The 11,798-nt window shown below is 37.0% G+C and carries 10 protein-coding genes; 7 read left to right on the top strand and 3 right to left on the bottom strand.

What is annotated here, in order from left to right; all coding sequences use genetic code 11:
- Position 1: 1 nt before the first annotated feature.
- Positions 2–715, bottom strand: coding sequence for a DUF547 domain-containing protein (locus ACN5J7_RS15060; RefSeq protein ID WP_418604536.1), 714 nt, complete (start codon positions 713–715; stop codon positions 2–4).
- Between the two features lie 205 nt (positions 716–920).
- Between ACN5J7_RS15060 and ACN5J7_RS15055 the strand changes: the two genes are divergently transcribed.
- The 6 genes from ACN5J7_RS15055 to rlmN all read left to right on the top strand — a co-directional run bounded on the left by ACN5J7_RS15055 (position 921) and on the right by rlmN (position 7,923).
- Positions 921–2,312 (top strand): NAD(P)/FAD-dependent oxidoreductase, encoded by a 1,392-nt coding sequence (locus ACN5J7_RS15055; protein ID WP_418604535.1) that lies wholly within the window; start codon positions 921–923, stop codon positions 2,310–2,312.
- A gap of 9 nt (positions 2,313–2,321) precedes the next feature.
- Entirely contained in the window at positions 2,322–3,902 is a 1,581-nt protein-coding gene (locus ACN5J7_RS15050; RefSeq protein ID WP_418604534.1) for a 4Fe-4S binding protein, read from the top strand.
- A 63-nt stretch (positions 3,903–3,965) separates the two neighbouring features.
- Positions 3,966–4,442: a hypothetical protein gene (locus ACN5J7_RS15045; RefSeq protein ID WP_311934954.1), complete on the top strand. Its 477-nt coding sequence runs from the start codon at positions 3,966–3,968 to the stop codon at positions 4,440–4,442.
- A complete protein-coding gene (locus tag ACN5J7_RS15040) occupies positions 4,439–5,155 on the top strand; it encodes a glycosyltransferase family 2 protein (protein WP_311934955.1) in 717 nt (238 codons plus the stop codon). Before ACN5J7_RS15045 ends, ACN5J7_RS15040 begins: the two co-directional genes overlap by 4 nt.
- Entirely contained in the window at positions 5,152–6,642 is a 1,491-nt protein-coding gene (locus ACN5J7_RS15035) for a cellulose synthase family protein (RefSeq protein ID WP_418604533.1), read from the top strand. The genes ACN5J7_RS15040 and ACN5J7_RS15035 overlap by 4 nt, the downstream gene beginning before the upstream one ends.
- Before the next feature lie 240 nt (positions 6,643–6,882).
- Positions 6,883–7,923, top strand: a complete 1,041-nt coding sequence (rlmN, locus tag ACN5J7_RS15030; protein ID WP_418604532.1) for a 23S rRNA (adenine(2503)-C(2))-methyltransferase RlmN — start codon at positions 6,883–6,885, stop codon at positions 7,921–7,923.
- A gap of 30 nt (positions 7,924–7,953) precedes the next feature.
- Here the strand turns inward: rlmN and ACN5J7_RS15025 are convergent, their stop codons facing one another.
- Positions 7,954–8,832 carry a choice-of-anchor J domain-containing protein gene (locus ACN5J7_RS15025; RefSeq protein ID WP_418604531.1) on the bottom strand — a complete coding sequence of 293 codons (879 nt, stop codon included), beginning with the start codon at positions 8,830–8,832 and terminating at the stop codon, positions 7,954–7,956.
- A gap of 298 nt (positions 8,833–9,130) precedes the next feature.
- Here ACN5J7_RS15025 and ACN5J7_RS15020 point away from each other — a divergent pair, with 298 nt between their 5' ends.
- Complete coding sequence (locus ACN5J7_RS15020) at positions 9,131–10,108, top strand: polyprenyl synthetase family protein (protein WP_418604530.1); 978 nt, start codon at positions 9,131–9,133, stop codon at positions 10,106–10,108.
- Between the two features lie 53 nt (positions 10,109–10,161).
- Here ACN5J7_RS15020 and ACN5J7_RS15015 read toward each other — a convergent pair whose 3' ends face one another.
- Positions 10,162–11,727 (bottom strand): arylsulfatase, encoded by a 1,566-nt coding sequence (locus ACN5J7_RS15015; RefSeq protein WP_311934965.1) that lies wholly within the window; start codon positions 11,725–11,727, stop codon positions 10,162–10,164.
- Positions 11,728–11,798: the final 71 nt, after the last annotated feature.

Genomic DNA, 11,798 nt, shown 5'->3' with positions numbered 1-11,798 from the left:
CTTACTGTGTATTGATTCTCCAATCGTATTGAAAATAACCCAGTTTGTACTTGCCTTCTAACTTTTCAGCTCTGTATTTATTAATAAAATCGATTTCCGTTGTACCGTTCATGGTAAAATCCGCTTTATACCATTCCATAATTTGCGATGCTTCAACACGTTTCTTTTTGGTATTCACTTTTAAAAAACTACCGTTTATGGCTTTTTTGGTCTGCGTTTCCAATTGTGCATCCAAGGTGTTTGGTAAATAGGCTTTATTGATTAATGGCGGACAACCAACGGCACCACAAACCAACACAAAATGGAAGCGCGCATCGTTAAATTGGGCTCTTAATAACTTGTGTTCTATATCGTTTAGTGTGATGTTTTTTCCTGCTAAATTATAAGTTGTTTTATCAAAAAAACCCGCGTGATTCAATGGCGATTTTGTGGGGTAATTAGCAATGATGCCTTTTATAACAGATAGGTTGTAAGCGTTAATCCAAAAGGCTTGATAGACCTCTGCATCTTCTTTTGAAACCGAAATAGCTTCGGCTAATTTCATCAATTCATTCAAACCACTTTGATTGTTGTAAATGTCCGAATAGGCTACTTTCCCCACATCAACATAAGTCCTAAAAAAAGTATCAGCCTTACTAAAAAAAACATTCACATCTTGCGAAAATCCTTCAATGCTCACTAGAATAATAATTAAAATGATATGTTGCTTTTTCATCTATCTATAGTTTATGCTTTGCAAAGTGTTACCACCTAGGTCGTATAAAATGTTAGCTAACTTACATGGTTAAAAAAAGTTTTTTTGCGTCTTTAAAAATTCTAAATCCTTACAAAACACCTGTAATTTAAAGCAATTCTAAATTAACAACTTCAATATAAGTTATTATCTTTAACTTCGACCTACTACAACACAATCATTAAATATGGATCACATTGTTATAATAGGAAATGGCATTTCGGGCGTTACCGCTGCGAGGCATATAAGAAAACTTTCCGATACTGAAACAAGTTCAGCACAGGCTAAAAAAATCACCATTGTATCTGCCGAAACCGATTATTTCTTTTCTCGAACCGCGCTAATGTATGTTTATATGGGACACATGAAGTTTGAGCATACACAACCTTACGAAAATTGGTTTTGGGAAAAGAACAACATCAACCTTAAAAAAGGCTATGTAAATACGGTTGAAACCACATCTAAAACACTACAGTTTGCAAATGGCGACACCTTACAATACGACAAACTAATAATTGCCACGGGCAGCAAACCCAATAAATTTGGATGGCCAGGGCAAGATTTAGATGGCGTTATGGGTATGTACCACAAACAAGATTTAGATAATCTTGAAAAATATGCACCCAATAATAAAGTATGTAAACACGCCGTAATTGTTGGTGGCGGATTAATAGGTATTGAGCTTGCTGAAATGTTGCATTCGCGCCATATTCCAGTGACTTTTTTAGTACGGGAACATAGTTTTTGGGATGCAGTTTTACCTAAAGGTGAATCGGCTATGATTAACCGCGAAATTTTAAAAAACGGTATCGACTTACGATTAGGCGTGAATTTAAAAGAAATTAAAGCCGATGAAAACGGTCAGGTAAAATCGGTGATTATTGAAGAAACAGGCGAAGAAATTGACTGTAATGTAGTTGGGTTAACTGCTGGTGTTTCACCGAATATTGATTTTTTAAAAGAATCTGAAACCCGTACTGAGCCCGGGCGACGTATTGAAACGGGGCGCGGTGTAAAAGTGAATCGGTTTTTAGAAACCAATATCCCCGATGTTTATGCCATTGGCGATTGCGCCGAACAACACGAAGGCATTGATCAGCGCAGACCCATTGAAGCCGTTTGGTACACCGGACGCATGATGGGAGAAACCGTTGCGCAAACCATTTGCGGGAACCGCATTGCATACAAACCCGGACACTGGTTTAACTCGGCTAAGTTTTTTGATATTGAATACCAAACCTATGGTTGGGTTTGGGCGCAACCAAAGAAAAACGAAGCTCGTTTTTATTGGGAACACCATAAAGGCAACAAATGTATTCACATCAACTACGATAAAAACATGCGTGAATTTATTGGGATTAATAATTTGGGAATTAGAATGCGACATGAGTTTTTCGATAAGGTTTTAACCGAAAAACGTTCGGTCGATTATGTTTTAGAACATTTGGCCGATGCTAATTTTGATCCTGAGTTTTACAAACTGCACGAACCGGAAATCGTTGCAAAATTCAACCAAGAAAACCACACGAATATTCAGCTGAAAAAGAAAAGTTGGAAACGTATTTTTCAAACCTCATAAATAAATCAAATGAAGAACATTCAAAACATAGGACTTGGTTTATTTTTAACAGGTCTCGCTATATTTATCGCGCTAGTATTTTTAGGGAAGTATGAGTTAACACCTCAGGTATTAGACCAAGTCATTATCAACAAAGGCATTAAAAGCGAGCTTTTTATTGATGATTTAAAAACGAACGTGGTTAAGAAGGAATTTACAAATCCGTTTTCATTTTCATCTCAAATCACATCGGCATTAAAAACAGCAAACGAAACCCACAAACAAAATAGCGAATGGGATAAAGTTATTTGGGACAAGCCACACAGTTTTTCTTACCAAATAGCCAAAAGCGCCGGAAGCGGCATGGTTAAAGAAAACAAATGGCTGTTTTGGTGGCTCACTTTTGGTTTGGGCATTATTGGTGCATTGTTATTTATTATTCCAAAGGTTATTACCTTAGGACCTGCAGGCATTAAAAACAATGGCATTTATCATAGTGCAGCGACAAACCGAGGTTGGATAGGTTGGTTCGCCTTTATATTTTTGGTAGGTTTTTATATCCTGCTTTATTTCAGGCCCGATTATATTGTAAACTGGGTGTACCTTGTTGACCCCATAAGTGAAAGTTTAAACGGAAACCCAGCAAGTCAATGGTTTTTATACGGATTTTTATACTGCACCGTAATGACGGTTATGGCGGTGAGAATGTATATAAAATACCGACACAATAAATACCAAATATTACGAACCACTTCGGTTTTGTTTTTTCAAATTGTGTTTGCCTTTTTAATTCCAGAAATTTTAGTTCGTTTTGAAAAACCTTGGTACGATTTTAAAAACGCCTTTCCATTGGATTACGATTTCTTCTTTAAATGGAATCTTGATGAACTTATAAATAGCGGTGGCTTGGGTTTGTTTATTTTGGTTTGGGGCATCGTATTAACCTTGGTTATCGTTCCCGTAATGGTGTATTTCTTTGGAAAACGCTGGTATTGTAGTTGGGTTTGCGGTTGTGGTGGCTTAGCTGAAACCTTGGGCGACCCTTACAGACAACTATCCGATAAATCGTTAAGCGCTTGGAAATTGGAACGTTGGTTGGTACATGGTGTTTTGGTATTTGCTTTAGTAATGACAGGCTTTACACTTTACTCCTATTTTTCGGGAGCTGAGGCGGTATTGGGTATCAAAACACAAACCATACAAGATGTTTACGGCTTTTTAATCGGTGCCATTTTTGCCGGGGTTATCGGCACAGGGTTCTATCCCATTTTTGGCAATCGGGTTTGGTGCCGTTTCGGTTGTCCGTTAGCCGCTTATTTAGGTATAGTACAGCGTTTTAAATCCCGTTTTAGAATAACGACCAATGGCGGCCAATGTATTTCTTGTGGTAATTGTTCAACTTATTGTGAAATGGGAATCGATGTGCGCGCCTATGCACAAAAAGGCGAAAACATTATTAGAGCGAGTTGTGTTGGCTGTGGTATTTGTGCCGCGGTTTGCCCGCGAGGTGTTTTAAAACTGGAAAATGGCCCGGAAAAAGGACGCATCAATCCAACCGATGTTTTACTGGGTAACGATGTGAATTTAATGGATTTAGTGAATCAGAAATAAGTTTACAGTTTCAACATGATTAAAAAACATTCGTGTATTTGTGGCTAACTTTAATAAATTAAAATGAAAAAGATTTCATTCTATATAATCCTGTCCATCAGCTTATCAATTTCAGCTCAAAAAACCTATCAAAAAAATTATTTTGATAACGGCGTTTTAAAATCTGAAGGCTGGATAAAAAGCAATCAAAAAAATGGTTATTGGAAATTCTTTTACAAAAACGGAAACATTGAAAAAGAAGGTCATTTTTCAGCAAACAAACCTATTAAATATTGGTATTTTTACACTGAAAACGGCACAAAACAAAGTGAAGGTCGTTTTGATAATGGCGAAAAAACAAACTGGTGGTCGTTTTATAACAACGCTGAAAAAATCAATTACAAATGCCAGTTTAAATACAATCGGAAAAACGGATATTGCCTCATGTACGAAAATGAAAAATTAGTTTCTGTCGCTAAGTTTAAATCCGGAAAAAAAATTAAAACATGGACAGATTTAAAAGCGTTCAAAAAAGAAAATAATTTACTAGACCTACAATGATCAAATCCAGTGCTGAGCAAAACCTAAGTATAAAAGTCATTATTCCTGCCTATAACGAAGCAGACTCCATCGCATATGTTATTAATGATATTCCCAATATAGTTGATGAAATTATTGTGGTTAGCAACAACTCCACCGACAACACCGAAATCAACGCTAAAAAAGCTGGAGCAACGGTTTTAACCGAATCCAGAAAAGGCTACGGATACGCCTGTTTAAAAGGTATGGCCCATATAGCAAAACAGAATTTAAAACCAGATATAGTCGTTTTTTTAGATGGCGATTACAGCGATTACCCCGAAGAATTAACAAAAATTGTAGCACCAATTATTAATGATGATATAGATTTTGTAATCGGTGCGCGTGTAAAACGACTGAGAGAGCAGGGCGCTATGACGTTTCCCCAAATTTTTGGCAATTGGTTGGCAACCACATTAATGACCTTATTTTTTGGAGCAAAATTTACCGACTTGGGGCCATTTAGAGCCATTAAATACAATAAACTATTGCGTCTAAATATGGAAGACAAAACCTATGGTTGGACGGTAGAAATGCAACTAAAAGCTTTAAAGCAAAAACTAACATACACCGAAATACCCGTGAATTACAGAAACCGAATTGGCGTCTCAAAAGTTTCCGGAACGGTAAAAGGTGCTATATTTGCAGGCTTTAAAATATTAGGTTGGATTTTTAAATACAGTATTAAGAAATGATTTTAGAAACCATAATTATAGTCGTTTACACCATCGCGTTATTGCTTATATTTATGTATGCTTTGGCACAATTAAACCTACTATTTAATTATTTATCTTCTAAAAAAAACAACACATCCTGCGAAACTTTCAATTTGTCAAACCCGGCAGAAATCCCCTTTGTAACCATACAATTGCCCGTTTATAACGAAATGTATGTCATGGAGCGTTTGCTCGACAACATTGCGGAAATCGACTATCCAAAAAACAAATTGGAAATCCAGGTTTTAGACGACTCAACCGATGAGACTGTTGAAACCACAAAAAATCAAATCGCCAAACTTAAAGCCAAAGGTTTAGATATTCAACATATCACCCGAACCAACCGACAAGGCTTTAAGGCCGGTGCACTTAAAGAAGGTTTAAAAACAGCCAAAGGCGATTTTATTGCCATTTTCGATGCCGATTTTCTACCAAAAAAAGATTGGCTAAAACGCACCATTCCTTATTTTAAAGACAACAATATTGGGGTTGTACAAACCCGTTGGGGGCACATTAATCGCAATTTTTCGGTGTTAACAAAAATTCAGGCCTTTGCTTTAGATGCGCATTTTACATTGGAGCAAGTAGGCCGAAATAGTAAAGGGCATTTTATAAATTTTAACGGAACCGCTGGCGTTTGGCGCAAAACCTGTATTATAGATGCTGGCAATTGGGAAGGCGACACCCTAACCGAAGACCTCGATTTAAGTTACCGCGCCCAATTAAAAAACTGGAAATTCAAATATCTTGAAGATGTAGAAACACCGGCAGAACTCCCCGTGGCCATAAGCGCGGCACGCTCGCAACAATTTAGGTGGAACAAAGGCGGTGCCGAAAACTTCAAAAAAATGCTGTGGAAAGTATTAAAAAACAAAAACATTTCGGCGAAAACCAAAGCCCACGGCCTGCTGCATTTATTAAACAGCACCATGTTTTTAAACATCCTTATAGTGGCCGTTTTAAGCATCCCCATGCTTTACATAAAAAACGAGTACACCCATTTAAAAGCCTATTTTTTTGTAATGAGCTTCTTTATTATAAGCACCGTAATATTTTTTGTTTGCTACTGGATTATGTACCGCAGAATGTACGGCGGCGGCATAAAAAACTTTATGAACTACATTGGTATGTTTTTCGTGTTTTTCTCAATAGCCATGGGCTTTTCATTGCACAATTCCATTGCTGTTTTAGAAGGACATTTGGGCAAAAAAAGTGAATTTGTGCGCACGCCAAAATTCAATATAAGCACGATAAAAGACGGTTGGAAAAACAACAAATACCTCAAAAAAACAATCTCTATAAACGTCATTTTCGAAGGCGCCCTCATGCTCTACTTCGCCTTTGGCATGTACAGCGCATTCGTGGTTGGCGACCAAGGTGGCGATTTCGGGTTGTTCCCCTTTCACCTCATGTTATTTCTAGGTTTTGGCTACGTATTCTTTAAATCGTTGACTTCAAAAATCTAAATTCTACCATGATTTGTCATGCTGAACTTATTTTAGCATCGCATCATCATTATTTGGGCGTTACCCCACCCTTCGACTCAGCTCAGGGCAAGAGGGGTCGGGCTTTACGCTACAATCTTTTTGCTCGTGCCTCACAAAAAGGATTTCCACTGCAATCCCTAACGCAAATGCTAACTCCCATTAAAAATCGTTAACTGTAATTCGTCCATCGAAATTCCTTTCACTATTTTTGCAAAACTTATGACGGTAAAGAAAAAAGACATACGCGCATTAACCAAAGAACAATTAAGAGAATTCTTTGTAAAACAAGGCGACAAAGCATTTAGGGGCAATCAAGTATACGAATGGCTTTGGCAAAAATCGGCACACCATTTTGAGGACATGACCAATGTTTCAAAAGAAACACGCCAAATGCTCGAAGACCATTTTGTAATCAATCACATAAAGGTCGATAACATGCAGCGCAGTAACGATGGTACGGTTAAAAACGCGGTGCGCTTGCACGACGGTTTAATTGTTGAGTCGGTTTTAATTCCAACCAAAACACGTACAACAGCCTGTGTATCCAGTCAAGTTGGTTGTAGTTTAGACTGTAAATTTTGTGCCACGGCACGGTTAAAACGGATGCGTAATTTAAACCCGGACGAAATTTACGACCAAGTGGTTGCTATCGATAACCAAAGTAGATTATATCACAATAGGCCATTAAGCAATATAGTGTTTATGGGCATGGGCGAACCGCTAATGAATTACAACAACGTAATTAAGGCCATCGATAAAATAACCTCGCCCGAAGGTTTGGGCATGTCGCCAAAGCGCATAACCGTTTCCACTTCTGGCGTGCCAAAAATTATTAAAAAAATGGCAGACGACGATGTTAAATTTAATTTAGCTGTATCGTTGCATTCAGCTATCGATGAGGTTCGAACCACCATCATGCCTTTTAACGAAACTTTTCCTTTAAAGGATTTAAAAGAATCTTTAGAATATTGGTACGAAAAAACAAACCGTAAAATAAGTTATGAATATGTAGTTTGGAAGGGCATAAACGATTCACAAAAAGACATTGATGCTTTTGTTAAATTCTGTAAATACGTGCCATGTAAAGTCAATATAATTGAGTACAACCCTATTGACGATGGCCATTTTCAGCAAGCCTCAAATGAGGCCTTGGAAAACTACATCAACACTTTAGAAAAAAATAGAATAGTGGTTAATGTACGACGAAGCCGAGGAAAAGATATTGATGCGGCATGCGGACAATTAGCAAATAAAGGTTAAAAAAAGCTGCAATTTGCAGCTTTTTATTAATTAATCTTTGTAAAATTTGATGGTTTTCGAATGTCCCTCTAAGGTCACCTTAGCGAGGTAAATACCCCGGTTTAAATCCAAAACATCAACCTTCTCTTCTGTTTGATATAATTTTTTACTCAAAACTTCTTGCCCTAATAAGTTATACAGGGTGACATTTTGCAACTTAGAATGAGGTGATTTTAAAGACAAAACTCCTTCGTACTTATTATAGAAAAGACTGAAGGCTTTGGCTTCTACATCCGTTAAACCAAGAGTAGAGCTAGTAACTACAACAGTGTCAACACCTATATAGTCAGAGTTATTCGTATTGTTTTCAGTAAAATACCTAAATGCAAGACGTGCATCAACAGGTGTAACACTCAAGCCTGAAACCGTTACTGTATACTGTGTAAATGTTGTAGGATAAGAGCCTGCACCTGTAGTAAGATATGTTGGATTAATATCTAATAACAAGGTAGTATATTCACCTACATCTGTACTATTTGTTGGAGCAATTGGATTGGTTCCTGCTCCAATACGTACCTGTAGTCTATCCGGATATTGAACGGGGTCAACCGTTCTGGTATAAAAACTTAATTCGTCACCATTTTTTAACGATAGTGTTGGAAGTATAAGCCACGTGCTAACTGCTTGACCTATATCGGAAGCTGACAAATAATCAGCTGCTATATAAGAATTTAAAGCACCTCCATGAGCATTAAACCTACTTGTATCTCCTTGAAACCAATTTGTGGTACCTGGAAACTCACTAACATTTAATATGGTCCAGCCCGCCGTTGACAAGGTGGAAACATCATCAAAATTTTCTGATAAAATCTGACCACCAACAAAATGGAAAGAGATTAAAAAAACAAACAATAAAGTAATTTTTTTCATAATTAATAGGTTTAATGTTGTGATAGATTTGTTTTCAATAAATGTTTTATAAAACATTTATTAAGGCCTTAATTTATGCTAAATTACTAATTTTATTAATAATCGATTAACGTTAAAAGTAAAATGAATAACCCATATGAAATTTTGTTTTAAACAAATATTGTTTTTAAAGCTGGACAACAAGACTAATGACTTAATATTTTGGTGGATAATCATTTCTCATATAAATAGTTTTTTTTGATTATAACATTGCTTAATATCAGTTTATCATTAGCTTTGTGACATTCAATTTTAGCATTTGAAAATAGTAGAACAAATAAAGCAACCCATAGCCTACGAAATGGATCTTTTCGAGCAAAAGTTCCAATTGTCCATGTCCAGTAAAGTGGCGTTGCTAAACCGAATTACGCATTATATTGTTAACCGAAAAGGGAAACAAATGCGCCCTATGTTTGTGTTTTTGGTCTCTAAAATGGTATCTAACGGAGAAGTAAGCGAACGCACTTACAGAGGCGCATCGGTTATTGAGCTTATCCATACGGCAACTTTGGTGCACGACGATGTGGTGGACGATAGCAACCGGCGTCGTGGATTCTTCTCGATAAACGCGCTTTGGAAAAATAAAATAGCTGTTTTAATAGGTGATTATTTACTGTCTAAAGGATTGTTGTTATCCATAGACAATAATGATTTCGATTTGCTTAAAATCATTTCTATTGCGGTTCGAGAAATGAGTGAAGGCGAACTGCTTCAAATTGAAAAAGCTCGAAAATTAGACATTACCGAAACGGTTTACTACGAAATTATACGTCAAAAAACAGCAACGCTTATAGCGGCCTGTTGTAGTTTGGGGGCAGCATCAGTAAAACCCGATTCACAGGATGTTGAAACCATGCGAAAGTTTGGTGAACTTATCGGTATGGCTTTTCAAATAAAAGACGATTTGTTCGATTACGGCGCAACCCAAATAGGCAAACCCACAGGCATTGATATTAAAGAACAAAAAATGACATTACCATTAATTTATGTGCTCAACCAAGCCGATAAAAATGATAAACGTTGGCTGATAAACTCCATTAAAAACCATAATAAAGATACCAAACGCGTAAAGGAAGTAATAGCCTTTGTAAAAAATAATGGCGGCTTAGACTACGCCGTGGGTAAAATGAAAACGTTTCAAAATGAAGCTTTGCAGTTGTTGGATACCTATCCAGATTCAGAGTATAAAAATGCCCTGAAATTGATGGTGAATTATGTTATTGAAAGGAAAAAATAGTGGGTTTTAAAGAGATTCTTTTTTTTTTGTCAAATCTAATAGTTGTAAGCCTTCTATTCAATAAACCCAACCTGTTTCCAATCAAAATCAATAGCATCATTTTTTTGTGGTGTTCCAGGTGTGCTTCGCCCTTCAACAATATATTTCGTTAGTAAAGTTTTTAATTCCATAACTTTTTTTGGGTTTATTGCTATTATATTATTCGTTTCGCTCGGGTCATTTTTCAAATTATAAAGTTGGTGTTTTGGTAAAGAATCCATAGCGGCTTTATTAGTGGGTCTTGGGAAACTCCAACCACCGGAACCTGGGCACATAATAAGTTTCCATTCATCTTTTCTTATGGAAAAACTCCCATTAACGGAATGGTGCACCGTAGCTTCCCTAAAGGGTTTATCAAGCTTTTTTTGAGTGAATAATGGCAGTAAACTGTAACTGTCTTCGGCTTCGTTATCCAAAAGTTTATATCCGGAAATTTCGGCGCAGGTCGCCATAAAATCGGTAGTGCAAATAGTTTCTTTTGAAGTAATACCTTGCGTTATTTTTTTTGGCCATTTAACGATAAAAGGCACTCGATGTCCGCCTTCAAAAATATCGGCTTTGTGGCCGCGATATATATAACTTGGGTTATGGTTTTTAGCTTTTAAAACCCCATAATCTGCCTCTGGCGAACAGCCATTATCGCTGGTAAAAATAACGATGGTATTCTCTTCAATTCCTGCGTCTTTAATCGTTTTGGTAAGCTGTCCCATATAAGCATCGATGAGCATCATAAAATCAGCATAAGGATTTAATTGGCTTTTCCCCAACCACTCTTCCGTTGGCAAAATTGGGGTGTGTGGCGATGGCAAAGCAAGATATAAGAAAAACGGATTGTTGTCTTTAGCTTTTTCGGTAATGTATTTAAACGATTTTCTGAAGAAATTGGGCGTTACATCATCATGTATAAAATCTTTTGAAGTTGGCCCTTTTCGCCACCAAGTGTATTTGCCCGAGTTTTCGGTAACGGAATCTGGAACTACGGTAACTTGTCCGTTTTCAACATACACGTAAGGCGCCATATCCAACGACCCCGAATGTCCGTAAGCATAAGTAAACCCTAATTCGTTTGGGCCATTTTTTATGGGTTTTGTAAAATCTATATTGTCAAAATCCTTAAAATCCCAACCGCTTCCGCCAAAACTATCTTCATCTTTTAAAGTCCAATCCCAACCCAAATGCCATTTGCCAATAAAGGCGGTGTGGTAACCTTGTTTTTTCAACATGGAAGCCACGGTTGTTCTCGAATTTGGAATTAAGGCTTTAGATTTTCCTGTTAGCACACCGCTTTTTAATTTACTTCTCCAATTATATCGTCCTGTTAAAATACTATAGCGCGTTGGCGTGCACACTGCCGATGACGTATGTGCATCGGTAAACTTAATGCCAGCGTTGGCCAATTGATCGATGTTTGGGGTTTTAATTTGTCCGTTTTCATTAAAGCTGGATATATCGCCGTAGCCCAAATCGTCTGCCAACACATAAATAATATTTGGTTTTTGGGCTTCCGTTTTTGTGGCTTTTGAGCAACTTGCAGCCATAAAAAGGATAAACAGTAACAATATTAGCGTGTGGTTTTTCATTTAATTTAAAAATAATTTCAATACTATTTATTGGGCTATACACAACGTATTATCAATCAAATGCCCTGTAT

The sequence above is a fragment of the Hwangdonia sp. genome (assembly GCF_048381975.1).
GTDB classification, from domain to species: domain Bacteria; phylum Bacteroidota; class Bacteroidia; order Flavobacteriales; family Flavobacteriaceae; genus Hwangdonia; species Hwangdonia seohaensis.
Note: the sequence above shows the minus strand (reverse complement) of the source record. Positions and strands in the feature narration are given on the sequence as shown.